The organism is Sphingomonas azotifigens NBRC 15497 (assembly GCF_002091475.1).
In the GTDB taxonomy this organism is placed as follows: Bacteria; Pseudomonadota; Alphaproteobacteria; order Sphingomonadales; family Sphingomonadaceae; genus Sphingomonas; species Sphingomonas azotifigens.
Window position 1 is genome coordinate 45819 of record NZ_BCTR01000039.1, and the last position, 24959, is coordinate 70777.

Below are 24959 nucleotides of genomic sequence, written 5' to 3' on the forward strand. Positions count from 1 at the left end.
TTCTCCCCCAAAAAGAAAGACACCATCGTGACTGCTTCCCCGATCGTGATCGAAGACGACCATCTCGCGCCGCTCGATGCGGCTGCCGGCGAGCGGCTGCAGATGCTGGTGTTCAGCGCCACCTGGTGCGGACCCTGCACTGCGATGGCGCCGGTGATCGAGGATATTGCCCGTTCCTATGCCGGGGAGGTTGCCGTCGCCAAGATCGACATCGAACGCTCGCCGGAGATCGTCAAGGCGTTCGACGTGCGCGCGGTTCCCACGCTGGTCCTGCGCCGCGGGGCCGAAATCGATCGGCATGTCGGTGCGCTTACCCGCACGCGACTGGCGCTGATGCTGGATGCGGCCCTGGAAAGCGGCAGCGCTTCCGCATGACCACGCCAGCGATGGCCGCGCTGCTGGCTGCGGTGAAGATGGACCCGTCGACCACGCTGGACGAGGCGTGCGATGCGGCGCTGCTCTGCTGGATGCTGGACGCGACCAGGCCGTGGCCCGAACCGGCGAAGGCGGCCCTCGAGTCGCTGCTGGACGCGCACCGCACCGGCTTGGGCGATCCCGCAGCCTGGCGGCGGCTGCGGCGCGCGGCGGTGGCGCTGGGAGATAATGGTGACCCGCACGTAAAGGCGTTGGGCCAGGTGGCGGAGGCCGCCGCCTGGCCGGTCGCGGCTTCCACGGCTGCGCTGATCGAGTTGATGCGCGCGATCTGCCATCTCCGCGCCTATCGCGCGTCACTGGCCACGGGCTGGACGGCCGAGGCGCATGCCGAAGCGACCGCGACGCTGAATAGCATCGCGCAAGGGGAGGGCACGCGCGTACCCGAGCGCCATGAAATCCCCGCCATGTTCGAGGTGCGCCACCCGGCGCTCGCGAAGCGCTTCGTGGCGCAGCTCGACGCCTCCAACCAGGCGTTCAGCCAATTTCCGGCCGAAGTTGCGGCCTGGATCGAAGGAGCCCGGCGATGACGCTTGCCGCGCTGACCCGCCCCACCGAATTGCCCCCGTTCGATGCGCTGACGCCCGAGGTGATCCTGCCCACGCTGGATCGCGTGATCGCCGATCAGGACATGGTGGTCGCGCTGCTGGTGCGCACGCGCCCCGCGACCTTCGAGGAATTGTGGATGCCGCTCGAGCGATCGGAGGCGACGATCCACGCGCTCTGGTCGGCGGTGTCGCATCTGCGCAGCGTCGCCGACAGTCCGGCGCTGCGGCCCATCTATGCCGAGGGCAACCGGCGACTGGTGGAGGCGAGCCATCGCCTGCACCAGAACCGGCACCTTTATGATCTGCTCGTGGCGTTTGCTGCCATGCCGGACTTTGCCGTCCTGCCCCGCGCCGACCGCGCCGCCGTGGAGCGGGCCATCCGCGACTTCACTCTGGGCGGCGTCGGGCTCGCAGCGGCCGAGCGGCAGCGCTTCGCCGAGGTGGAACTGGCGCTTTCGCAGCTCGCCACCGACTTCGGCAGCGCGGTGCTCGACGCGACCGATCACTGGGCCGAACATGTCGACGATCCGCAGCTGCTGGCGGGCCTGCCCGAGGCCGATCTGGCGATGTTCGCCGCGGCGGCACAGGCCAAGGGCCTGAACGGCTGGCTGGTGACACTGCATCAGCCGAGCGTCCGCGCCATCCTCACCTTCGCGGACGATCGCGCGCTGCGCGCGCGCGTCTACCGGGCGTTCGGCACGCGCGCATCCGATCAGGGGCCGGATGCCGGGCGTTTCGACAATAGCGAGCGCATCGCCCGCATGCTCGCGCTGCGGCACGAAAGTGCGCAGCTGCTCGGCTTCGCCGATCCGGTTGCCGCCTCGCTTGCGACCAAGATGGCCCCGGATGCGGGCACCGTCCTGGAATTCCTCCGCGACCTCGCCGATCGTGCGCACCCGATCGCGCAGCGCGAGCTCGCCACCTTGCGCGCCTTCGCCGAGGACGAACTCGGTATCGCCGATCTGCAGCCCTGGGACATCGATTATGCGGCGGAGCATCTGCGCGCCGCGCGCTATGCGCTCGACGAACAGGCGGTGCGCGCGCATTTCCCGATCGATTGCGTGCTCGATGGCTGGAAGGGGCTGCTCAACCGCTTGTTCGGCATCCGCCTGGTATTGCGCGACGACGTCGCGCTTTGGCATTCGGACGCCGCCTATTACGATCTGGTAGACGAGGACGGCACCGTCTTCGCCGGGCTCTACCTCGATCTCCACGCCCGGCCCGGCAAGCGCGGCGGCGCCTGGATGTCGCAGGCGCGACCGAGGCTGCGCGACGGCCAGAGCGCGGCGCTCCCGGTGGCCTATATGGTATGCAACTTTGCACCGCGCGGCGAAGACCTTCCAGGTCTGCTATCGCACGCCGATGTGCTCACCCTGCTCCACGAAACCGGGCACTGCCTCCACCACCTTTTCACGCAGGTCGATCGGCCGATCATCGGCGGCATCAACGGTTTCGAATGGGATGCGGTGGAACTGCCCAGCCAGCTGATGGAAGATTTCGGATGGGACCGCGCGGTGCTGACCAGCATGTCCGGCCATTATCTCACCTTCGCGCCGCTGCCGCAGGCGCTGTTCGAGAAGCTCCTCGCCGCCCGCCGCTTCCAGTCCGGCATGGCGCTCGTCCGGCAGATCGAATTCGCGCTGTTTGACCTGCTGCTGCATCTCGGCACGCTTGGCGGCGATCCGATGGAGGTGCTGGAGATCGTGCGGGACGAGGTGGCAGTGGTTCGGCCACCCGAATGGCACCGTTTCCCGCATGCGTTCACGCATATATTCGCCGGCGGCTATGCCGCGGGCTATTACAGCTATTTGTGGGCAGAAGTACTTGCAGCGGATGGCTTCCAGCGCTTTCTCGCGGCTGGCGGCGTGGATCGCGCGACCGGCGATCTGCTGCGGGCTCAGGTGTTGGCGCATGGCGCGAGCCGCTCGGCCGCTGAGAGCTTCCGGGAGTTCCGCGGTCGTGACCCCCAGATCGATGCGCTGCTGATCCGCCGAGGGCTTGCATGACTCAGCCAGGCTTTGATCCGACGACGGACGGCGCGGAAACGACGTTTCGCGATCGTATGTCCTATGGCGACTATCTGGCCCTGGACGGCATTCTGGGCGCCCAGCACCCGCTCTCCGAGGCGCATGACGAGCTGCTGTTCATTGTTCAGCACCAGACGAGCGAGCTGTGGCTCAAACTCGCGCTGCACGAGTTGCAGGCGGCGACCAAGGCAATTGCCGAGGACCGGCCGCACATGGCGTTCAAGCATCTGGCACGGGTGACGCGGATCTTCGAACAGCTCAACGGTGCCTGGGACGTGCTGCGGACGATGACCCCCAGCGAATATACGGAATTCCGCCCATCGCTGGGGCAATCCTCGGGCTTCCAGTCCTACCAGTATCGCGCGATCGAATTCATCGTCGGCAATCGCAACCCGGCAATGCTGAAGCCGCACGGTCATCGTCCGGATCTGGAAAACGGCCTGCGTGCCATTCTGGCCGCACCCAGCCTCTATGACGAGGCGCTGCGGCTGCTCGGCCGCCGTGGCTTCGCGGTGGGGCCGGAGCGCGCCGAGCTCAGCGATCCGCGCAGCACCAGCGAGGCGGTGGTCGCCGCCTGGGCCTGCGTGTATGCCAATCCCGAAGCGAACTGGGATCTCTACGAGCTCGCCGAAAAGCTGGTGGATTTCGAAGACTATTTTCGCCGGTGGCGCTTCAACCATCTCACCACGGTGGAACGGGTGATCGGCTTCAAGCGCGGCACCGGCGGCACCTCCGGCGTCGCTTATCTGCAGCGCATGCTCGGTGTTGTGCTGTTCCCCGAACTATGGGAGGTACGCACGATCCTATGAAACACGCACCCGGAAGCGCGGGCCGCGCCTGGCTCGACGAAGCCGTGCGGAAGATCGAAGCCGATTTCAACCGATCCGCCGACACCCATCTAATCCACGTGCCGCTGCCCCGCTTTCCGGGAATCGACCTCTATCTAAAGGACGAAAGCTCGCACCCGACCGGGAGCCTGAAGCATCGCCTCGCGCGCTCGCTGTTCCTCTATGCGCTGTGCAACGAATGGATCGGGCCGGACACCTGTGTGATCGAGGCATCCTCCGGCTCGACCGCGGTGAGCGAAGCCTATTTCGCGCGCATGCTGGGCCTGCGGTTCATTGCCGTGGTGCCCGCGTCGACTGCGGCGCCCAAGCTCGATGCGATCCGCTTCAACGGCGGCGAGATCCACGCGGTCGACGACCCGCGCACCGTCTACGACGTCGCCCAGCGGCTCGCTGCGGAAACCGGCGGCCATTATCTCGACCAGTTCACCTATGCCGAACGCGCGACCGACTGGCGGGGCAACAACAACATCGCCGAGAGCATCTTCAGCCAGATGGCCGAGGAGCGATTCCCGATCCCCAGCTGGATCGTGTGCGGGGCAGGAACAGGCGGCACCTCGGCAACCATAGGCCGCTTCGTGCGCTACCAGCGGCATGCGACGCGGTTGTGCGTCGCTGACCCCAGCCATTCGATTTTTCACCGGCACTTCGCCGATCGCGCACTCTCCACGCTGCCGGAAGGCTGTGCCAGCTGCATCGAAGGCATTGGTCGCCCACGTGTGGAGCCCAGCTTCATCGCGAGCGTCATCGATCGCGCGATCGCCGTGGCCGATGGCGACAGCATCGGCGCGATGCGCGCCCTGTCTGCCAGGCTGGGGCGCAGCGTGGGCGGGTCGACCGGCACCAATTTATTGGCCTGCATGCAGATCGTCCACGAGATGGCGGCGGCTGGCGCTGAGGGCAGTGTCGTGACGCTGCTTTGCGACGGCGGCGAGCGCTATGGCTGCACCTATTATCGCGACGACTGGCTGATGGAACGGGGCTTGTGCTGGCAGCCGGCCGAAACGGCGGTCAGGGCGTTTCTACACGCTTGACCGTCCCGGCGGGCGGAACGGTGCTTTTGGCGACGAGCACATGTCTCCCCGGATCGCGGCACCGTACAGCGAGCGGCTTGGGGCCGTTCATTCTCCGGAGGCGGGAATGACGGTGGGCGCTCCGATGTCCAATCCCGTGAACTGGCCGCGGATTTTCTGCCAGTCGCCCACCACCACCCAGTGCAGGGCAGAGGGGTCGGCAAGCGTGTGCGCAGCGTCGCGCACTTGGTCGAGCGTCAATGCCCGATATCGCGCAGGATCACGAACGACCGAGTCATAGGGACGGCCATAGCTCTGCGCGTCCGCCATCGCCTGCAGCAGGTCGGCGCCGTCCTCCAGCCGCGCTGCGGTCTGGTTGACGCTCGCCGCCGCGATCCGATCAAGCTCCGCCTGGGTAGGGGGGCGGTCTTTGCCGAGCGCGCGGAGTTCGGCGATCAGTTCGGCGATCGCTGCGCCGCTGTGATCGGGCGCAACGCTGCCCGCGATCTGCCACAGCCGCTCCCCCCGCGCATCCTGCGTTCCCGAACCGATGCCATAGGTCCAGCCCTTGCCCTGCCGCAGATTGGCGCTGATCCGCGACGTGTTGTTGCCGCCATAGACTTCGTTCGCGGCGTCGGAGGCGATGTCCCCCGCGGGCGTGCTGGGCGGCAGCAGCCGTGCCGCTGCGATGAAGGTCTGCGACGCGCCGGGCTTGTCGAGCACGATTAGCGTCGGTGCGGACCGTGCCGGGGCCGGGGGGATCGCCACCATCGGTGCGGCCGGTCCGTCCGCTTTCCACCGGCCCAGCGCCGCTTCGAGCAGGGGACGCAGCATTGCCATGTCGGTATCGGCTGCGACGTACAGCGTGGCGCGATCGGGACGGACATGCCCGCGATCCCAGGCGCGGATTGCCGCCACATCCAGCGACTCAACGGCACGCACGTCCTCCCCGGGGGCGGCGGACGCGCCATAGGGATGGTGCGCACCATAGACGCCGTTGCGGAGCAGGCGCTGCGCACCGGTCCATGGCCGCATTTCCTCACTTTGCAGCGCGGCGAGGCGGCGCTGCCGCTGGGTCGCGAGCGCCGCCGGGTCCGGATCGGCGTGCGCCAGAACATCGCCGAGCAGATCGATACCCTTCGCCAGCGCGGAGGTGTCCACGGAGAGCGTGAGATCGGTATAATCGGCGGCCACGCGGTGGCGCAGCTGGCCGCCCAGCGCTTCGGCCCGGGCCGGCAGTGCCTTGTCCTCGGCCATCAGCGCCACCGCGGTCTCGGCCATCGGCCAGGCGGCGCTCGCAGATCCGGCATCGATGCGCAGCAGCAGGTTGGCGGTGCCCGATCCGGCGCGCGGCACGAGCACCACCCTGAGCCCCGTGGCAAGGCGCGCCTCGGCGATGGCCGGGAAGGCGATCGGCTGGGCCGCTGCCATTGCGGGCGGCCCCTTGGCGAGATCATAGCCGCCCGTTGCCGGCTTGAACGGCGGCAGCGGGCTGGCGATCAGCAGGTGTCCCGGCTTGCCATACACAGCCGCCGCCGTGGCGCGCACCCGTTCCGGCGTCGCACTGCGCAGCTGGCGCAGATAGGTTGCCGCATAGTCCGGATCGCCGCCCCGCGATGCGCTGCGCATCAGCGAAAAGGCCTCGCCGAAGGTGCTCTCCTGCAATTGCAGCATATGGCGGATGCGGACCTCGCGTGCGCGGTCGAGTTCGGCGGGCGTCGGCCCTTCCGCGATGAAGGTCGCCAGCGCCTGGTGCATCTCCGCTTCGACGCGCGCGGTCTGATCCGGGCGGATACCGTCGAGGACGAAACCCATTTCGCTCGACAACAGCTTCTCGTCGAACGTCACCATCACCGAGCCGACGATACCGAGTTCGTCTACCAGCCGCTTCTTCAAGCGCGATGCCGGTCCGTTCGCCATGATCTGGGCGATCAGGTCCAGGTCAGCGATGGCGGGGGTGCCTGCGGGTGGCGCGCGGAAGGTGGCGTAGAGGCGGGCGGTGGGCACGGCGGCGAAGGTCTGCCGCCGGATCGGTCCGGGCAGCGGCGCATCGTCGGTCAGCAGCCGGCCGATCGGCGCGCGCGGTGCGAGGCCGCCGAAATAGCGCTGTGCGAGGTCGCGTGCCGCTTCGATGCTGAGGTCGCCGGTGAGGATCAAGGTAGCGTTGGCAGGGCCGTAAAAGTCGCGGAACCATTGCCGCGCCTGATCCACCGTGACCGCGCGCAGATCCTGCTCGGTGCCGATGACGCTGTGGTGATAGGGATGATCGGGTGGATAGAGGTCGGCAGCGATCGTCGCCCCATCCTCGCCATTGGCTGCACCGCCGCGCTGCCGCTTTTCGTTGAGCACCACGTCCACCTCGCGCGCGACGCGTTCGGGCGTCAGCGCCTCGGCCAGGAAGCCCATCCGATCGGCCTCGAGGAACAGCGCCCGCTCGAGCGCGGCGCTGGGCACCGTCGCGTAGAAGATCGTCCGGTCCTCGGTGGTCGTCGCATTGGCGCCGGGAGCGCCCATGTCGTGGTAGGAGCGGGTGGCATCCTGGTTCCAGTGCAGGCTGCCCTGGAGCATAAGATGCTCGAAGAGATGGGCATAGCCGAACTGTCCCGGTTTTTCGTCCTTGGAGCCGACATCGTAGACCAACGCGACGGTGACGATCGGCACGCGCCGATCGGGTTGAACGACGACCTTCAGCCCGTTGGACAAGGTGAACGCCGTGACGCGCGGTGTCGCTTGCGGCTGCGTGGCATTGACGGGCGAAGCGCCCGCCGTGGCCGGTACGCCCGCCAGGCAGGCGCTGAAGGCGGTCATCAGAATGAGGGCGTGGGATGCAGGTGCCATGGCGATATGGTGACGCTGCGATCCACGCCGCGCTAGAGGCGGGCCGATCGATAGATCTTATGGGATCATCACGATATCAGATGGTTAGTATCAACTGTCCGCTCGGGTGCCGCCGCTTGCGATGCTGGTGGCCCGTTCGGCTGTGTCTCGGTCGCACGTCCGCCAAAGGGCGTTTCGCGCGCAGCGCGACGGCGCGCTGTTGGAGGCAGCGACGGTCGCCGCGTGCCGATCGAGTTTGATCCGCTCGGCGGGATCTCCCGGGGGCTAGTGCCTTTCGCGCGGCATCCCATTCGGTGCGTGCTTCTGTGAGGCCGGTATCGGGCCGAACCCCGAACGCGAGAGTCTTTTGCTTTCCCACCATTCCGACAGTGCGCCCGCGGATGGCGTCACGAGCAGGTAGCGCCCGTCTCTATCGCTTAGCTTGTACGCCTTGCCGCGAATCTCTGCGGTTTTGATGGCAGCCACCGACAGCGCCACGATGGGATATCCCATCGAAGCGACGGGCGCATGCCATCAAAAATACCATCAGCTTGCTGGTATGCAGTGGCATTTTGCCAGCTTGATTGGGAGACTTATATCACCACAAACCGCAGAAAACAGCCAGTTATGGAATGTTCTGGAATGCCCTGGGAAGGCATTTTGGTGACCCCTACGGGCATCCTACCGGAGTAGGAAGACAGCCCAGAAAGTCTCAACCTATTGATATCGTTCGATCGGTACGCGAACGTCAGGATCAGGTTGTTCCACTGATGTTCGCCAAATCCGGCGCAAAGTGTGGGACAAAACGTGGGGCTGTGAAGGAGGTCACGATGCCGCTCACCGCACTCAAAGTCCGTCATGCCGGTCCTGGTCGCCACGCCGATATGCATGGTCTCTATCTGATCGTCCGTGACACGGGAACGCGATCGTGGCTGCTGCGAATCCAGCACCGGGGGCAACGCCGCGATTTCGGCCTCGGGTCCGCCAGCCAAGTGTCGCTGGCGGATGCCAGACTTGCTGTTGCTGAATATCGCCGGATGATCCGCAACGGCCTTGATCCGGTCAACGAACTGGGGCTGCGGCGAAAGGCGGCCCCGAACTTTGAAAAGGTCGCTCGCGATTGCTACGACGCGATGAAGGGTGGATGGAAGAACGGGAAACATCCTTCATGGATGTCGAGCCTTGAAAATCATGTCTTCCCGGTGATCGGAAAAACACCGGTCGATGCCATCGACAGTGCGGCTGTGCTGCGCGTTCTGGAGCCGATCTGGCTTACCATTCCCGACACCGCGCGGCGTATCCTGCAACGGATCGGGACGACGCTCGACTACGCGCATATCAAGGGGCTCGTGCCGGAAGAAATATCGCTGCGCTCGGTGACGCGCGGCCTGCCACGTCAAGCGCGGCAGGTGACCCACCTTGCGGCGATGTCATACGCGGACGTTCCAGCTTTCATGCGAAAATTGGCGGCGCTCGAAAATAGTGTCGGTCGAGACGCGCTCAAGCTGACGATATTGACGGCAGCACGGTCAAATGAAACCCGCTTCGCGAGATGGGGTGAGTTCGATCTCGACAAGTGCATCTGGTCGATCCCCGCCGCACGCATGAAGATGAAGGAGCCACATGTCGTACCTTTGTCGCCACCCGCCCTCGCGCTGATACGGCGCCTCCGCGATACGCACCTCTCGCTGGAAGGACCTATCAGCGCCAATGCCTTGGTCTTCACAGGAGCCAAGAATAACGCGATCAGCGACGCCACCATGGTGAAGGCGATGCGCGATATGGGTATCAACGGCGTCACGGTGCATGGATTTCGATCGAGCTTTACCGATTGGACTGCCGATCAGACCGATTTTCCTAAAGAGGTCGCAGACAAGGCGCTCGCGCACAAAATTCCGAACGCTGTCGAAGCAGCATACCGGCGCACTGATTTCTTCGACAAACGACGTTTGCTTATGAGCCAGTGGGCAGACTTCGTAGCCAACGGGATCAAACTATGGTGAACCACCTGCGCCCCTGCGCCATACTCGCGTCCCAATGATGCTGACGTCGCCAGCGCTGCCGATCGCTTGCCCAGACACTTGGAAGCCGCACAGTCGACCAACGCCGGTCGTTCCCATAAGCAGCCTAGAATGACCGCTTGGGCCGAAAGCGGCAATCGGCAGCGTTAATCGCTCTGTCGGCGGCAGCGCCTGACGTGGATCACGGCACAGCTGCCGATTGGCTGGAACGCCATGGCGCCAATCTCGCCTATCGCGGGGAGAAGTGACATGCCTGCGCTCATCATCACGACCGTCGACGGCGAGGAGAAGCAGATCGAGGACACTGCGGCGCTCGAAGCCGAGATCGCCCGGTTCGAGGAGGCGTTGCAAGCTCTTGTCCCGGATCTGGAAGGTGACGACGAGGCAGGAGACCGAGCGGTCGGCGTCTATCGGATGTTATGTTACAATCTCAATGAAATTCTGTCCAAAGTCGAAGAGCGGAATGATCAGGTGAACAATGGGGGTGGTTATGATCAAAGAAAGTTTGCCGTGAATTTGAAAAGGCGTCTGCAACAATATTTTAGGAAATTCTCTATTTGTCCGTTTTCGTGAATGGGGATATTTTGTTGGTGTTAAATTCGTTTGAATGCTGCGAGCAGCGACATCTTTGCGCGTTAAGCGGCAGTTCAAGGCGCAAGTGCATCCGTTGGTTGACGTAACGCCGCCTCTACGGCGAGGCGTAACGTGCTTCGTGCGATCTGGTCGGGGCTGCTCCCTGACGGCTCGAACGGGTCGATCAGATGCTTGTTGCGCAGCGATGCGAACCCGTAGACCGTCGACCACAGCGAAAGCAGCCGCAGCGTTCGTTCCTGTTCCGAAAGCGTCGGCCGCGCCGCTTCCAGTTGCGCCTGCAGCGCATGGCGGCCAGCCTGCTGGTGGTGCAGCAGTGCCGGATCGGGGGCCGGGCTGGTCAGCTCGCTTTCGTACATCAGCTCGAGAAGGCGCGGGTTCGCCTGCGCGAAGGCGATGAACGACAGGCAGAGTTCGAGGAGATTTTCGGCCGGGCTGGCGGTATCCGATGTCGCCCGCACCGCCGCTTCGCCGAGCCTGGCATAGCCTTCCAGCGCGATCGCCAGCAGCAGTTCGCGACGGTCCCGGAAATGATGATAGGGCGCGCCCGGCGAGACGCCCACCGCCTGTGCCAGCGTGCGGACCGACAGGCCGTGATGGCCGTGCGCGCGCACATGCGCATGGGCCGCCAGCAGCAGGTCGCGGCGTAGATCCTCGCGATGATAGGGGCGCCGCTCGGCGGGCTCCGCAGCCATGGTTCTCGGGTACCTCCAGCTTCGCCTTACGCACCAACGGGCCGCTTGCCAACAATCTAATCATTGATTAGTTGATAATCTAATCACGAATCAGATCGCGCCGAACCTATGGTGCGACGAACGGGATTAGGAGCTGGACGATGGCATCAGGTCGTATTGCGATCATCGGCGCAGGGCCGGGCGGCATGGCGGCGGCGCTAGCGGCGATCCGCGTGGGGTTCGACGTCACGCTGTACGAGCGCGCCGGCGAGGTGAAGGCGGCGGGGAACATCCTGAACCTCTGGCCGCCGCCCCAGAAGGTGCTGAAGCTGATCGGGGTGGATACCGAGGATCTCGGCGCGCCGTGCCAGGTGTTCTTCCGCAACGCGCGCGGCAAGAACCGCGCGGTCGTCAACCTGCCCGAGGCGGTGGTGCGCGAATATGGCGGCGGCTTCATCGGCCTGCTGCGCTGGGGGCTGTACCAGCGGATGCTCGCGGCGCTCCCGCCCGGCGTGCTTCGCTTGGGGCACGAACTGCGGACGATCGAGGACACGGGCCGTACGGTGCGGCTCGGCTTCGCCGATGGCACCAATGCCGAAGCCGATGTGGTGATCGGTGCCGACGGGCTGCGATCGATGGTGCGCGCGCAGCTCTGGGGCGATCAGCCGATCCGGCACCAGCGGCTGCACCTGGTGGGCGGCTATCTGTTCCTCGACGAAGCGCCGGACGGGATCGGGGTGATCTCGCACAACCGCACGACCCAGGTGAGCTACACGCCGATCCGCCACGAAGGAAAATCGGGCTATGAATGGTGGGTGCTGGAGGCCTGCGACCCGGACGCACCGCCCCCTGCCGATCTGATCGGTTTCTGCCGAACGCGTGCGGCGGGTTTCCCGGCGAGGGTACAGGAACTGATCGCCGCCACCCCACCGGCGCACCTACAGCGCTGGGAGATCCGCGATCGGCCGCCGCTGCCGCAATGGTCGAAGGGGCGGGTGACGCTGGTCGGCGATGCCGCGCATCCCACCTCGCCCTATGCCGCCTATGGCGCCGGCATGTCGATCGAGGACGGCTATTTCCTCGCCCGCGAACTGGCGGCGGTGGAGATCGCCGATACCGCGGCGGTGCAGGGCGCGCTCCAGCGCTACGAGGATCGCCGCAAGCCGCACACCGCGCAGGTGACGCAGGGCGCCTATCACACCGGCCGCATGTTCCATCACCTGCCCGCGCCGTTGCGGCCGATCCGCGACCTGGTGTTCGATCACACCCCGTTCCTCCAGAAGATGGTGGGCGACGACATGCCCGCGCACATCGTCGCGCAGCTCGCCGAGATCGAGAATGCCGAACCCTATGTACCCGCCCACCGGCGCAAGGAGGATGCGGCATGACGTTCCGCTATGGCATATCGCTCTACAGCTATACCGACGACTTCGGCACCGCGATGACGCTCGACGACGCCTTCTATCATGTCGCCGAGGCGGGGGCCGCGGGCATCGAGATCCTCGGCGAAACCCATCTCGCCGGCTATCCCGAGCCGCCGGCGGCATGGTTCGATCGCTGGTTCGCGCTGGTCGATCGCTTCGGCCTGCAACCGACCAACTATGGCTGCTGGGTCGATAGCTGCGTGCAGAAGCGGCGCGTGCTGACGGCAGAGGAGGCGAGCGCCGGGCTGGCGCGCGACCTCCAGCTCGCCCACCGGCTGGGCTTCCGCTTCGTGCGGCCCAAATTCGGGGTGATCGACGACGAACTGACCCCGCACCCGATCTGGGAGGCCGCGGTCGAGCGCGTGCTCGATCTGGCCGCGAAGCTTGATGTGGTGATCTGCCCCGAAATCCACGCGCCGACGCCGATCCGCCATCCGGTGGTGGAGGGCTATGTCGACTTCATCCAGCGCACCGGCACGCGCCACTTCGGGCTGCTGATCGATACCGGCATCTTCCAGGATCGGCCGCTGCCCTATTGGCCCGGCGAGACCCCGGAGATGCGCGAGAATGCGATGGGCTTCCTCAACGGCATCAAGGTGCCGGTGGAGCAGCTTGCCGAGGTGATCGACCATGTCGTGTTCATCCAGGCCAAGTTCCACCATATCGACGCACAGCTGCACGACCATCACATCCCGTGGGAGCGGATCGTGCCGATGCTGAAGAAGCTCGACTATACCGGCTGGCTGTCCAGCGAATATGAAGGCGTGCGCGATCCGTGGCTCGCCATCGAGCAGGTGCGGCGCCAGCACGCGCTGATCCGCAACCTCGAACGCGCCTATGATGCCCAGACCAGCAGCGGGGAGCAGGCCCATGCTTGAACGCAGTACGATCCAGAGCAGCGGCTTCTCGAACCTGGGGCCGGAAGGCGCACGCACCGGCTTTCGCCTGCGGCTGCGCCAGCCCAATTATCGCGGCATGCGCCTGTCGCTGATCGAGGGCGTGGACGTGGTGGTGGACGGGGAGCGCTTTCCCGCTGCCGACAATCGTATCCTCTTCCAGGGGCGGACCTTCGGGCGCGCCGACCTGGACGACGCGACCGAAACGCGCTGGCCGGTGGGCGAGACGATCGATGTGCTGGTCGATCGGCCGGGCGGGCTGGTGCCGGGGGTCCACCAGGTGGAGACCATCGTCTGGATGCGGCACCCCTATTTCCCGCCGCAGTTCCAGCCGGTGCCGATGCGCGATGCGCGCGAGGCGACCATCGTCCTGTAGGCGCGTCGGGATCGCGATCGATCCACTAGATGGATCGGTCGCGATCGACGGCATCGATTTCCCTGAAGATGCCGCGCGTGGCAGACATGCCGTGGCAGGCTGCAACGGGCCGCAGAGGGGATGTCGCCACCGTGAAGTTGAAATCTCGTGCGAAGGCAGCGCTGGCGTGCACTGCGGCCTGCGTGCTGCTGGCGCCCGGTCTCACGCTTGCCCAGCAGCAGGCCGATCCGCTGGAGGCCGGCTTTCGCACGCCACCCGCGGAGGCGCGGCCGTTCGTCTGGTGGCACTGGATGAACGGTAACGTCACTGCCGATGGCGCCGAGCGCGATCTCGAATGGATGGCGCGGGCGGGTATCGGCGGGGTACAGCTGTTCGAAGGCAACCTCGCCACGCCGCAGGTCGTGTCCGATCGCCTGGCCTGGGGCGGCGCGGGATGGGCATCGGCACTGCGGCGCAGCGCCGATGCCGCCGCCCGGCTGGGGCTGCGCTTCGGCATCGCCTCGTCGCCGGGCTGGAGCAGCAGCGGGGCGCCGTTCGTCACGCCCGACGCGGCGATGAAGAAGCTGGTGTGGAGCGAGACGCGGGTATCTGCGGATCGCCCGTTCGACGGCCGGCTGGCGCCGCCGCCGAGGATCGCCGGGCCGTATCAGGACCTTGCGAGCCCGACGCCGCTCGCCCCCTTTTACCGTGACGTGCGGGTGCTGGCGGTGCCCGAAGCCGATGATCGGCTCCAGCCCGTGGCGATTCAGGCCAGCGGCGGCGTGCCCGTCGATCCGCGGGCGATGACCGACGGGGCGTTCGGCGCGCCGGTGGCACTGCCGTTTGCGCCGGGGTCAGGCGAGGCTTGGATCGTGCAGGATTTCGGGCGTGTCGTCACGGCCCGGGCGGTGACGCTGGGGCTGCCCGGGCGTCGCGGCTTCGGCGCGCCGCCGCCCGCGCACGCGACGCTGGAGGCGAGCGACGACGGCCGCATCTATCGGCATATCGCCGATCTGCCGGCGGGCGCCGCACAGGTGCGCGTGGCTGCCTTTGCCCCGGCGCGCGGACGGTATTTCCGGGTGCGGCTCACCGTACCGGAGGGCGGCGGTCTGCCGCCGACGGCGCCCGGCGTCGTGCCGATGCCGTCGCCGCCGCGCGCGCAGGGCGTCGCACTCTCCGAATTCGCCCTGTTCGTGCATGGTCGTGTCGATCATGCCGTCGAAAAGGCCGGCTTCGCGGCGGCGGACCGCTATGCGGCGATCCCCACCACGGCCGCCGCGGCCAAGGCGCCGATCGCGCCGGGCGAGGTCGTCGATCTCACTCGCCGGTTGCGGCCGGACGGGACGCTCGACTGGCGGCCGCCGGCGGGCCGCTGGACGATCCTGCGCTTCGGCACCACGCTCACGGGTCAGCAGAACGGCCCCGCGCCGGCAGACGCGACCGGGCTGGAAGTCGACAAGCTCGATGCCCAGGCGGTGCGCGGCTATGTCGATACCTATCTCGGCAAATATCGCGATGCGGCGGGCGGCCCGGCGGCGCTCGCGGCGCTGCTCAGCGACAGCATCGAGGCGGGATCGCAGAACTGGACGCCGGCGATGCTTGACGCCTTCCGCCAGGCGCGCGGCTATGATCCGGTGCCGTGGCTGCCCGCGCTGGCCGGCCGCATCGTCGAGAGCGCCGAGAAGACCGATCGCTTCCTCTGGGACTTCCGCCAGACCATCGCCGAACTGCTCGCCCGCAACCATTATGGCGTGCTGGCAGAGGCCGCGCGGGCGCGGGGCATGACCTATTATGCCGAAGCGCTGGAGGATCATCGGCCGCAGTTGGGTGACGACCTGGCGATGCGCGCGGCGGCGGACGTGCCGATGGGGGCGATCTGGACCGTGCCGCCGGGCGGGGCGCCGCGCCAGACCTTCGTCGCCGATCTGCAGGGCGCCGCCTCGGTCGCGCATGTCGCGGGGAAGCCGCTGGTCGCGGCGGAGACCTTTACCGCCTTCGGCAACCCCTGGGGGTTCGCGCCCCGCGACCTCAAGGCGACGGCCGATTGGGCCTTCGCGCTGGGCGTCAACCGGATCATGATCCACACCTCGCCGCACCAACCGACCGAGGACAAGCCGGGCATGTCGCCCGCGCCTCCTATCTGCTCCAGCAGGGCAGGCCGGTGGCGGACATCGCCTATTTCGCGGGGGAGGAGGCGCCGATCACCGGGCTCTACGGCGAAACGCCGGTGCCGCTTCCCGCCGGTCACGGTTTCGACTTTGTCAGCCGCGACGTGCTGCTGGATGCGCTGGCGGTGGCGCCCGACGGTACGCTGCGGACGCCGGGCGGCGCGCGCTATGCGCTGCTCGAACTGGGCGGCGACAGCGCGAACGGGATGACGCTTGCGGTGCTGGCGCGGATCGCCGCGCTGGTGGACCAGGGGGCGACGGTGGTGGGCGCGCGGCCCAAGGGCTCGCCGAGCCTCGCCGACGATCCCCGCCGCGTCGCCGCGCTCGTCGATCGGCTGTGGAGCGGGCAGGGGCCGCATCACGTCTGGACCGATCGCGCTGCGGCACTGAAGGCGCGGGGCGTGGGCCGCGACTGGGAGATGCCGGGCGTCGCCGATAGTGCGCTGGGCGTGCTCCATCGCCGGCTCGGCGCCGGCCATCTCTGGTTCGTCGCGAACCATGGCGCGACGCCGATCCAGGGCGAGATGGCGTTTCGCGTCACGGGGCTGGTGCCCGAGCTTTGGTTCGCGGACACGGGCGAGATCCGGCCTGCGAGCTATCGGGTTCAGGACGGCCGCACGTTCGTGCCGCTTGCGCTGGAAGGAAGCGGATCGGCATTCGTCGTCTTCCGCCGCGCGGCAAGCGCGCAGGCGGCATCGGTGCCGGAGCTGAGCTGGGAACCGGCGCTGACGATCGACGGCAGTTGGGAGGTGACGTTCCCGGGCATCGGCACCGTGCCGCTGGCGACGGGGTCCTGGGCCAAGGCCGAAGTGGCGGCGCTCCGCCATTTCTCCGGCACCGCCGTCTATCGCCGTACGCTGGACGTGCCTGCGGCACTCGTGGCCAAGGGGCACCTGATGCTCGATCTGGGCGACGTGCGCGAAGTGGCGCGGGTGCGGATCAACGGCGAGGAGGCGGGCATCGCCTGGAAGCTGCCCTTCCGGGTCGACGTGACCGGCCGCCTGCGCCCAGGGCCGAACCGGATCGAGGTGGAGGTCGCCAATCTCTGGGTGAACCACCTGATCGACGCGGCCAAGGGCGGGCCGGACGACGCGTACCGCCCCGATGCGCCGCTGCGCGAGTCCGGGCTGATCGGGCCGGTGCGGATCCTCGCCGCGCGCTGAGCGCGGGCGTCACATCAGCACGGCGGGCTCGCGCAGGCGTTCGATCATCCAGCGCAGGCCTTCGTCGTTCTTGCGGCTGCTGTGATACTGGATCATCTCGCGCATCGGCTGGAACGGGAAGGGAATGGGCGCGGTGCGCAGCGGCAGCGCGGCGACGACGCGCTGCGCCAGCCGTTCCTGCACCAGCGCCAGCCGCTGCGATCCGACCAGCAGCCAGGGCAGGGTGGTGAAGGACGGCGCCTCCACCTCTACCCGCCGCTCGATGCCCAGCTGGCGCACCTGGCGATCGGCGAAGGACAGGTCGCGCGGGCCGCCGAACCGTACCACCACATGCCCGGCACTGGTGAAATCCTCCAGCGTCAGGACGTCGTCGAACAGCGGGTTCTCCGCCCAGCCGACGACGACATAGCGCTCTTCGCACAGCAATTCGCTGGGGTGATCGGTGAAGATGAACTGTTCGGGCGCGACGAACAGGTCCGCGCGGCCCTCGCGCAGTTCGATGCCGGTCTCCGGGCTGGGCAGGGTGATTTCCAGCCGGATCCCCGGGGCGGTCGCCGCCAGCGTCTGGAGCGCGGGCGCCAGCACCGCCGTCATCACATAGTCGGAGAGGATCAGCCGGAAGCGCCGCTGGCTGGTCGCGGGATCGAAGCGGCCGGAGGTGACCAGCATCGATTCCACCGCGTCCAGGCACTCGCGCACCTGTGGCACCAGCGCCTCCGCATAGGCGGTGGGGTACATGCGCTTTCCCTGCGCCACGAGCAGTTCGTCGCCGAAGAAGTCGCGCAGCCGGGTGAGCGCAGCGCTCATCGCCGGCTGGCTGAGGTTCATCTGCCGGGCGGCGGCCGAGACGCTGCGCGTTTCGAGCAGCACGTCGAGCGCACCCAGCAGGTTGAGATCCAGGCCCTTGAACCGCATGGCATTCCTCTCCGGTGGGCCTGTCGGCCCTATTTTCTATCGATGCTATCGATGGATAACGGGCGCCGCAATCACCGGATCAGCGGGTATTGTCCTCCAGGATCAGTTCGGCGGCGCGCCAGCCGATCACCATCGCCGGGCCGTTGGTGTTGCCGGCCGGCTGTACCGGCATCACCGAACAATCGGCGACGCGCAGCCCCTGGATGCCGTGTACCCGCAGGCGGCCATCGACCACGCCCGTGTCGGGCGTGCCCATCCGGCAGGTGCCGGTGGAGTGCAGGCCGGGGCTGGCCAGCCACTCCATCTGCCTGGCGATGTCTTCGTCGCTCTGGAAGCGCTCGCCGGGCACCCGTTCCTCGCCGACAAAGTCCTTCAGGGCGGGCTGGCGCATATAGCGGCGGGCGAGGCGGACCATCTTGACGAGGAAAGCCTTGTCGGCGGGATCGCCCCACCAGTTCGCGTGGACGTCGATCGGATCGGCGACGTCTGCGGATCGGATCGCGACGGTACCCCTACTCTTCGGGCGGAGCGCGATGCCGTTGACGCTGATGCCGGGCTGGTCTTCCAGCGCGCCGCGGCCGGGATCGGCCTTGATCTCCTCGGTGGTGCGCAGCGAATAGGGGCCGACACCGAACTGCGCGTCGGGCCATTCGCGCGGCGAGTCGATCGAAAGCAGCGCCGTCACCTCGGGCGAGGTATAGGCCATCATGCCGGTGCGGGTGAGATAATAGCGCAGCACATGGCGGGTCAGCCGCCAGCCCGAGAACTCCCGATTGGCGCCGGGATCCTTGTGCAGCCGCCACGACATGGTGAACATCAGATGGTCGGCGAGGTTGCGGCCGACCTGCGCCAGCGGCCGGACGACCGGCACGCCGGCGCGTTCCAGCACCTCGACCGGGCCGATGCCGGAAAGCTGGAGCAGCTTGGGGCTCTGCAGCGCGCCGGCCGACAGGATCACTTCGCGGGTCGCGGCGATGGCGCGGCTGCCCTGGGCGGTGCGGACCTGCACGCCGGTGGCGCGGCCGCGTTCGATCGTCACCCGCTCGACCAGTGTGTCGAGCAGCACGGTCAGGTTCGGGCGGCGCATCGCGGGCTTCAGGAACGCCTGGTAGCTGGAGGCGCGGCGCCCGCGGCGCGACACGGTCGCCTGGGTATAGCCGATGCGCGGCCCTTCCGGCGCGTTGATGTCCTCCACCGCGCGCAGGCCGATCTGCATGCCCGCCTTGATCGCCGCGCCGATCGCCGGCGAGCGGAACGGCAGGCGCGTGATCTGCAAGGGGCCGTCGCGCCCGCGGCTCGTGTCGGCGTCCGGTCCGCGATAGCTCTCCATTTCCTGGAAGCATCGCCGGATCTCGCTCCAGCGCCAAGCATGGAAGCCCATCGCCGCCCAGCCGTCATAATCGGCCGGCTCGCCGCGCAGATACCAGGTGCCGTTGGTGGAGCTCGAGCCGCCCAGGCCGCGGCCATAGGACCAGGTCTCGCCGGCGGGGCGGCCTTCCTGCGCGGTGATCGGGAAGTGCCAGAAATAGGTCGGGTTGCCGAACATCTTCATGAAGGCGCGCGGCATGTTGACCAGTTCGGTCTCGTTGTTGCCGCCGGCCTCGATCAGCAGCACGCGCGCGCTGCCGTCGGCGCTCAGGCGCTCGGCGAGCACACAGCCCGCCGAGCCTGCGCCCACCACGATATAGTCGAAGCTTTCGGTCGTGTCGGTCATGGGTCGGGTCTCTTCAGTGGCGGGCGGCGCTGGTGCGGAAGAACAGCGCCGAGAGGAGGGAGAGCACGAGCGTGATCGCGGCGAACAGCAGCAGCGCATGGTCTAGGCTGCCGACCGCGCCCTGGCCGAGGCCGACCAGCGGCGGGCAGACGAACAGGCCGGCGAAGAAGGCGGTCGCCCAGATGCCCATGCCGCGGCCGCGCTGCTCGAGCGGCAGCATCGCCTGGCCCCAGGCCATCAGCGCGGGGATTACCAGGCCGGCGCCGAACTGCTGGATCGCCGCGCCGGCAAAGGCCAGCGGATAGTGGTCGGCCAGCCCGATCATGGCGAGGCCGATCGCGGTGAAGACACCTGCCAGGCCGAGCAGCACGCCCACCGGCCGGGCATGGATCCGCCGATAGAGGAAGGCCCCGGCGATATAGGCGAGCGAGGTGCAGGCCTGGATCAGCCCCACCGCGGTGGAGGAGCCGACGCCCTTGGCCATCAGCACGCGCGCGACGTGCAGCGGCTCTACATAATAGAGGATCGAGGTCGCCATGGTGACCGCGCCGATCACCAGCGCCGCGCCCCAGGGGAAGCCCAGCGGGGCGGTCCTGGCGGCTTCGCGCCGCGCCGGCTCGTCGATATAGCGCAGCGCCAGCAGCAGGGTGGGGATCGCCAGCGCGTAGATCGCGAAGGGCCCGCGCCAGCTCAGATCCGCCAGCGCGCCGCCGGCGGCAACCAGCAGCGTTCCCGCGACCGAGATCGACACGCCCACCCAGGATACCCAGCGATGGCGCTGCGATCCGAAATAGTCGCCGATCAGCGCGCTGGAATTGGTGACGATCACCGCTTCGGCGAGGCCCAGCACGCCGCGGCTTCCCACCACCAGATACAGATCGCTCAGCACCAGCGGCGCGAGGCCGGCCACCGCATAGACGGCCAGCGCCACCAGGAAGCTCGGGCGCCGCCCGAAGCGGTCCGCGAGCGCGCCGGCGAACGGCGCGAACAGCGCGACGCACAGCGACGGCATCGTCACGATCATCGGCACCAGCAGCCCCGCCTGCGGATGTCCGCCGAACTGGGCGAACAGCCGCGGAATGGCGGGGAAGAGCGAGACGACTGCCATCACCGGCAGGATCTGGGCGGCGATGAGCGTGATGCCCTTGCCGGCTTCGCCGCGGATCGGCGCGGCAATGGTGGCAGGGGAGGCGATGCTGGTCATGCGAAGGTCCTCGCTGGTTCGAGCGGCACCCAGCCGCGCTCGTCGCGGCTTGCCGCCACGGCCTGTTCGATGAAGCGCATCGATCGGATACCGTCCTCGATGCCGGGGAGATCGGGCGCCGGCCGGCCGCGCAGGCGGCGGCCGAAGTCGCGGTAGAGATTGGCGAAGGCCTCGAGATAGCCCTCGGGATGGCCGGCCGGCAGCCGGGTGATGGCGGTCGCGGCCGGCAGCATCCCGGCGCCGCCCGTGGTCAGCATCTCCGTGCGGCCGGAAAGGTGGTGGACCAGCAGCTGGTTCGGCGTCTCCTGCCGCCAGGCGATCGCCGCCTTGTCGCCATAGACGCGCAGCGTCAGCCCGTTGGCCTCGCCGATCGCGATCTGCGAGGCGAGCAACACGCCGCGCGCCCCGCCCGCAAAGCGGAGCAGCACGCTGCAATCGTCGTCGAGCGCGCGGCCGGGGACGACCGCGGCGAGATCGGCGTTGATCGCCTCCACGGGCAGGCCGCTCACGAATTCGGCGAGGTGGAAGGCATGGACGCCGATGTCGCCGATCGCGCCGCCGACGCCGGACTTGCCGGCATCGGTGCGCCATTCGGCCTGCTTGTTGCCGGCCCGCTCGATCGGCGCGGCCAGCCAGCCCTGGAGATATTCCACCACCACCTTGCGCACCGTGCCGATGCCGCCCGCCGCGATCAGCGCGCGGGCGTGCCGCACCAGCGGATAGCCGCTATAGGTGTAGCTCAGCGCATAGGGTCGCGCGGCATCGCGCACGGCCTCGGCCAGTTCCAGCGACTGGGCGAGCGTGGCGGTGGGCGGCTTGTCGCTCATCACCGCGATCCCCGCCGCCAGCGCGGCGCGCGCGATCGGCAGATGGGTGTCGTTCGGTGTCGCGATGGTCAGGAAATCGATGCCGTCGGGGCGGGCGCGCTCCTGTTCGATCAGCGCCATCCAGCTCGGATAGCTGCGGTCCGCGGCGACGCCATATGCCTTGCCCGCCTGGCGCGACTTTTCCGGTGCGCGGCTGAACGCGCCGGCAACCAGTTCGATCTCGTTGTCGAGCGTCGCGGCGATGCGATGCACCGGGCCGATGAACGCGCCGGGTCCGCCCCCGATCAGCCCCATGCGCAGCCGGCGCATCAGGCGACCCCTTCGGACGGGCAGGGCCCCCACATGGGGACCCGCAACGGGCTCCGGCGCATGGCCTCTCCTCTTCAGCCGAGCCTTCTTGTCGGGCTCCCTGCTCTTCTGACGCCGATCCGACGATTTTTGAAATTTATTGTATGGATCGAAGGTAATCCAAAGAACGGATATGTAATTCGTTTCCAATCACTGCTTTGGATTGATTGCTATCAAAACAATCGATTTCCGGGATTTCGACATTGCGGCCTACATATTGGGCAAGAAGCGGCGGGCCTGGTTTCGGCACGGCACCAAAGCCGCTCGGCAGTGAGAGGAGCTTCGAAATGCTGCACGCGACCATGCGCACCCGGACGCCGCCGCTCGGCGCGGCGGCTCTTCCGACGACTGCCCCGACTCCCGGCCCGGTCGATCCGCGTGCCTGGGCCTTCGCCATGGCGCAGGGCGCCGCCCTTTGCCGCCTGTAACCCACGGAGCCATCGTGTCCAAAATCCAGCGGGGCGTCAGCCTCTACAGCTACCAGGAAGAGATGTTCCTCGGCCAGATGACGGTTGAGGACGCGATCGCCCATGCGGTGTCGCTCGGCGCCAGGGGCATCGAGATCCTGCCCGAGCAGAACATGCCGGCCTTCCCAAACATCGACGATGCGGAGATCGCCCGCTGGCAGGAGATGCTTGCCCGCCACGGCGCGCATTTCACCTGCTACGACATGTTTCTCGATACCAAGCTGCGCAAGGGCGAACTGCTGTCGGACGACGAACAGGTCGCCAGCATCCGCCGCGATCTGGTGCTGTGCAACCGGCTCGGCATCAGGAACATGCGCGTGCTGGTGTTCGTGCGTCCCGATATCCTCGCGCGCTGCGTGCCGTATGCCGAGGAGCTGGACGTGCACATGGGCGTGGAGGTCCACGCGCCCTGGCATCTGGAGCATGCCTGGATCCTGCGCACGATCGAGGTCGCGGATCGGCTGAACACCCGTCACCTCGGCATCCTGCCCGACATGGGCATCTTCATGAAGCACTTTTCGCCGGTCCATCGCGCGCGCTTCGAGCGTCAGGGCGCGCGGCCCGAGGTCGCCCAGTTCATCGTCGACCAGCACGAGGAAAAGGTGATGGCCGAATACACGATCTACGAAGTCGCGGTGAAGCGGGGCGGCAACAAGGCCGAGATCGCGATGGCCGAAACGCTGCGCCACTCGCCTTATGCCAATCCCAAGCGGCTGAAAGACTACGCCCCCTATTTCCGGCACATCCAGGCCAAGTTCTACGAGATGAACGAGGACTGCACCGATCCGGCGATCGCCTATGACGAGGTCATTCCGGAGCTGGTGAAGTGCGGCTGGGAGGGCACGCTTTCCAGCGAATATGAAGGCAATCGCTGGATCCAGGACGCGATGGAGGTGGACAGCCGCGAGCAGGTCCGTCGCCAGCACGTGATGTTCGATCGGCTGATCGCCCAGGCCGAAGCCGCGCTCGGCGCCGAGAAGGAACCCGCCTGATGATGTTCGACAAGTATCTGATCGAAGCCGGCAGCGTGCGGAACACCGGCCCGGCCGAGGCGCCGACCGGCTTCGCCTTCGAAGCCAAGCTCGGCTATTATCGCGGCCTGACCCTTTCGATGGTCGAGAAGCTCGACGTCGCGATCGACGGCACTCTGCTGCCACGCGAGGCGGTGCGGTTCGACGAGGGGCGGGGACCGCTCACCCTCGACGAAATGGAAACCGCCTATGATCGGCGCTGGGCGTTCGGCGCCAAGGCGACGATCCTGGTGGCGCATCCCGGCGGTTTCCCGGCCGGCGAGCACGAGCTGTCGCTCACCGAGCAGCTGCGCATCTCCTATCTGCCCTTCCCCGCCGTCAACAGCGATACCAAGCGCGTGAAGCTGACCGAGGCGGCCGATGTCGCCGCTTGACATCCTGATCGTCGGCGGCGGGATCGGCGGGCTTACCGCGGCGATCGCGCTGGCGCCGCAGGGGCACCGGCTGACGGTGATCGAGCGCGACCCGAGCTGGTCGGTCTATGGCGTGGGCATCATCCAGCAGGCCAATGTCGTGCGTGCGGTCGCCCAGCTCGGCATCCTCGACGAATATATCGTGGCCGGCGTCGGTTTCGACGCGGTGGAGATCTTCGCCCCGGACGGCACCAAGGTCGCCCGCGTGCCCGCGCCCAAGCTGGCCGAGGGCTATCCTGCCAATGTCGGCATCGGCCGGCCCGCGCTGCACAAGGTGCTGGGGGACCGCGTGCTCGCCGATGGCGCGGAGGTCCGCCTTGGCATCACCGTCGAGACCATGGTCGACGATGGCGAGCGGGTCGCGGTGGCCTTCTCGGACGGCACCAGCGGCATCTACGACATGGTGATCGGCGCCGACGGCGTCTATTCGCAGACCCGCGCAGCCATCCTGCCCGATGCCGAGGCGCCCGAGTTCACCGGCCAGGCGGTCTGGCGGTACAATTTCCCGCGTCCTGCCGGCATGGATGCGCTGCAGGTCTATAACGGCCGCACCGGCCTGGGGCTGGTGCCGATCAGCGAAGACCTGATGTACATGTTCGTCACCACGCCGGAGCCGGGCAACCCCCGCTATCCGCGCGAGGGCCTCGCCGCGACCATGCGCGCCAAGCTGGCCGAGTGCGCGCCGGCGATCCGCGCGCTCGCCGAGCAGATCACCGACGATGGCGGCGTGGTCTATCGGCCGCTCGAAGGCATGCTGGTCACCGGCCCCTGGCACAAGGGCCGCATCGGCCTGCTGGGCGATGCGGTGCACGCCACCACGCCGCATCTGGGGCAGGGCGCCGGCATGGCGATCGAGGACAGCCTCGTCCTCGCCGACGAGCTGGCCAGGGCCGACAGCGTGGAGGCAGCCTTCGCCGCCTATCGCGCCCGCCGCTACGAACGCTGCGCCTATATCGTCAACGCCAGCCTGGCGATCTGCATGGGCCAGCTCGGCAAGGGCCCGGCCATCGATAACCACAAGGCGACGGCCGAGATGTTCGCCGTCACCGCCCAGCCGATCTGAGGG

At 67.5% G+C, this 24959-nt stretch carries 22 protein-coding genes and 1 pseudogene; 16 read left to right on the forward strand and 7 right to left on the reverse strand.

All coding sequences use genetic code 11. The features are described 5' to 3' along the window. The first annotated feature begins 27 nt into the window (after positions 1 to 27). The 5 genes from SAZ01S_RS14280 to SAZ01S_RS14300 are packed head-to-tail and all read left to right on the forward strand — an operon-like array spanning position 28 to position 4886. Complete coding sequence (locus SAZ01S_RS14280) at positions 28 to 375, forward strand: thioredoxin family protein (protein ID WP_167693168.1); 348 nt, start codon at positions 28 to 30, stop codon at positions 373 to 375. Continuing rightward, positions 372 to 962 (forward strand): hypothetical protein, encoded by a 591-nt coding sequence (locus SAZ01S_RS14285; protein WP_084582947.1) that lies wholly within the window; start codon positions 372 to 374, stop codon positions 960 to 962. The genes SAZ01S_RS14280 and SAZ01S_RS14285 overlap by 4 nt, the downstream gene beginning before the upstream one ends. After that, a complete protein-coding gene (locus tag SAZ01S_RS14290; protein ID WP_084582948.1) occupies positions 959 to 2986 on the forward strand; it encodes a M3 family metallopeptidase in 2028 nt (675 codons plus the stop codon). The genes SAZ01S_RS14285 and SAZ01S_RS14290 overlap by 4 nt, the downstream gene beginning before the upstream one ends. Next, positions 2983 to 3816, forward strand: coding sequence for a tryptophan 2,3-dioxygenase (gene kynA / locus SAZ01S_RS14295; RefSeq protein WP_084582949.1), 834 nt, complete (start codon positions 2983 to 2985; stop codon positions 3814 to 3816). The genes SAZ01S_RS14290 and kynA overlap by 4 nt, the downstream gene beginning before the upstream one ends. Beyond that, a complete protein-coding gene (locus SAZ01S_RS14300; protein WP_084582950.1) occupies positions 3813 to 4886 on the forward strand; it encodes a PLP-dependent cysteine synthase family protein in 1074 nt (357 codons plus the stop codon). The genes kynA and SAZ01S_RS14300 overlap by 4 nt, the downstream gene beginning before the upstream one ends. An 87-nt stretch (positions 4887 to 4973) precedes the next feature. On the opposite strand, the gene SAZ01S_RS14305 is transcribed toward SAZ01S_RS14300, so the two are convergent. Next, positions 4974 to 7673 (reverse strand): M16 family metallopeptidase, encoded by a 2700-nt coding sequence (locus tag SAZ01S_RS14305; RefSeq protein ID WP_167693169.1) that lies wholly within the window; start codon positions 7671 to 7673, stop codon positions 4974 to 4976. Positions 7674 to 8157: 484 nt separating this feature from the next. On the opposite strand from SAZ01S_RS14305, the gene SAZ01S_RS24070 reads away from it, so the two are divergent. The 3 genes from SAZ01S_RS24070 (at position 8158) to SAZ01S_RS14320 (ending at position 10276) form a co-directional block, all read left to right on the forward strand. Continuing rightward, entirely contained in the window at positions 8158 to 8349 is a 192-nt protein-coding gene (locus SAZ01S_RS24070; protein ID WP_167693170.1) for a hypothetical protein, read from the forward strand. Between the two features lie 163 nt (positions 8350 to 8512). Further along, positions 8513 to 9685, forward strand: a complete 1173-nt coding sequence (locus tag SAZ01S_RS14315) for a tyrosine-type recombinase/integrase (RefSeq protein ID WP_084582979.1) — start codon at positions 8513 to 8515, stop codon at positions 9683 to 9685. 267 nt (positions 9686 to 9952) lie between these two features. Next, the gene (locus SAZ01S_RS14320) at positions 9953 to 10276 is read left to right on the forward strand and encodes a hypothetical protein (protein WP_139810086.1); all 324 of its coding nucleotides are present in this window, start codon (positions 9953 to 9955) and stop codon (positions 10274 to 10276) included. Positions 10277 to 10350: 74 nt separating this feature from the next. Here the strand turns inward: SAZ01S_RS14320 and SAZ01S_RS14325 are convergent, their stop codons facing one another. Then, positions 10351 to 10989 (reverse strand): TetR/AcrR family transcriptional regulator, encoded by a 639-nt coding sequence (locus SAZ01S_RS14325; protein WP_084582953.1) that lies wholly within the window; start codon positions 10987 to 10989, stop codon positions 10351 to 10353. Between the two features lie 140 nt (positions 10990 to 11129). On the opposite strand from SAZ01S_RS14325, the gene SAZ01S_RS14330 reads away from it, so the two are divergent. From SAZ01S_RS14330 to SAZ01S_RS24655, 5 genes and pseudogenes are all read left to right on the forward strand, one after another. Continuing rightward, positions 11130 to 12356, forward strand: coding sequence for an FAD-dependent oxidoreductase (locus tag SAZ01S_RS14330; RefSeq protein ID WP_084582954.1), 1227 nt, complete (start codon positions 11130 to 11132; stop codon positions 12354 to 12356). After that, positions 12353 to 13270 (forward strand): sugar phosphate isomerase/epimerase family protein, encoded by a 918-nt coding sequence (locus SAZ01S_RS14335; protein ID WP_084582955.1) that lies wholly within the window; start codon positions 12353 to 12355, stop codon positions 13268 to 13270. Before SAZ01S_RS14330 ends, SAZ01S_RS14335 begins: the two co-directional genes overlap by 4 nt. After that, the gene (locus tag SAZ01S_RS14340) at positions 13263 to 13664 is read left to right on the forward strand and encodes a C-glycoside deglycosidase beta subunit domain-containing protein (RefSeq protein WP_084582956.1); all 402 of its coding nucleotides are present in this window, start codon (positions 13263 to 13265) and stop codon (positions 13662 to 13664) included. The genes SAZ01S_RS14335 and SAZ01S_RS14340 overlap by 8 nt, the downstream gene beginning before the upstream one ends. A 290-nt stretch (positions 13665 to 13954) precedes the next feature. Further along, positions 13955 to 16353: pseudogene (locus SAZ01S_RS14345) on the forward strand (glycosyl hydrolase); the annotation flags it as partial. Further along, positions 16336 to 16974, forward strand: coding sequence for a glycosylhydrolase-like jelly roll fold domain-containing protein (locus SAZ01S_RS24655; protein ID WP_369688878.1), 639 nt, complete (start codon positions 16336 to 16338; stop codon positions 16972 to 16974). The pseudogene SAZ01S_RS14345 and the gene SAZ01S_RS24655, both read left to right, overlap by 18 nt. Positions 16975 to 16983: 9 nt before the next feature. Here the strand turns inward: SAZ01S_RS24655 and SAZ01S_RS14350 are convergent, their stop codons facing one another. The 5 genes from SAZ01S_RS14350 to SAZ01S_RS23715 form a co-directional block, all read right to left on the reverse strand. After that, the gene (locus SAZ01S_RS14350) at positions 16984 to 17889 is read right to left on the reverse strand and encodes a LysR family transcriptional regulator (protein ID WP_084582957.1); all 906 of its coding nucleotides are present in this window, start codon (positions 17887 to 17889) and stop codon (positions 16984 to 16986) included. 79 nt (positions 17890 to 17968) lie between these two features. After that, positions 17969 to 19603, reverse strand: coding sequence for a GMC family oxidoreductase (locus SAZ01S_RS14355; protein ID WP_084582958.1), 1635 nt, complete (start codon positions 19601 to 19603; stop codon positions 17969 to 17971). Positions 19604 to 19616: 13 nt separating this feature from the next. Further along, positions 19617 to 20807 (reverse strand): MFS transporter, encoded by a 1191-nt coding sequence (locus tag SAZ01S_RS14360; protein WP_084582959.1) that lies wholly within the window; start codon positions 20805 to 20807, stop codon positions 19617 to 19619. Beyond that, a complete protein-coding gene (locus tag SAZ01S_RS14365; RefSeq protein WP_245824885.1) occupies positions 20804 to 21943 on the reverse strand; it encodes a Gfo/Idh/MocA family protein in 1140 nt (379 codons plus the stop codon). The genes SAZ01S_RS14360 and SAZ01S_RS14365 overlap by 4 nt, the downstream gene beginning before the upstream one ends. A 136-nt stretch (positions 21944 to 22079) precedes the next feature. Beyond that, on the reverse strand, positions 22080 to 22379 hold the full coding sequence (locus SAZ01S_RS23715; protein ID WP_139810087.1) for a hypothetical protein: 300 nt from the start codon (positions 22377 to 22379) through the stop codon (positions 22080 to 22082). Between the two features lie 45 nt (positions 22380 to 22424). On the opposite strand from SAZ01S_RS23715, the gene SAZ01S_RS14370 reads away from it, so the two are divergent. Genes SAZ01S_RS14370 through SAZ01S_RS14380 form a run of 3 tightly spaced genes read left to right on the forward strand, consistent with a single transcriptional unit; the run spans position 22425 to position 24956 of the window. Continuing rightward, positions 22425 to 23441 (forward strand): sugar phosphate isomerase/epimerase family protein, encoded by a 1017-nt coding sequence (locus SAZ01S_RS14370; RefSeq protein ID WP_084582960.1) that lies wholly within the window; start codon positions 22425 to 22427, stop codon positions 23439 to 23441. Beyond that, positions 23441 to 23854, forward strand: a complete 414-nt coding sequence (locus SAZ01S_RS14375; protein WP_245824887.1) for a C-glycoside deglycosidase beta subunit domain-containing protein — start codon at positions 23441 to 23443, stop codon at positions 23852 to 23854. Before SAZ01S_RS14370 ends, SAZ01S_RS14375 begins: the two co-directional genes overlap by 1 nt. Continuing rightward, a complete protein-coding gene (locus SAZ01S_RS14380; RefSeq protein WP_084582961.1) occupies positions 23841 to 24956 on the forward strand; it encodes an FAD-dependent oxidoreductase in 1116 nt (371 codons plus the stop codon). Before SAZ01S_RS14375 ends, SAZ01S_RS14380 begins: the two co-directional genes overlap by 14 nt. The last annotated feature ends 3 nt before the right edge of the window (positions 24957 to 24959 follow it).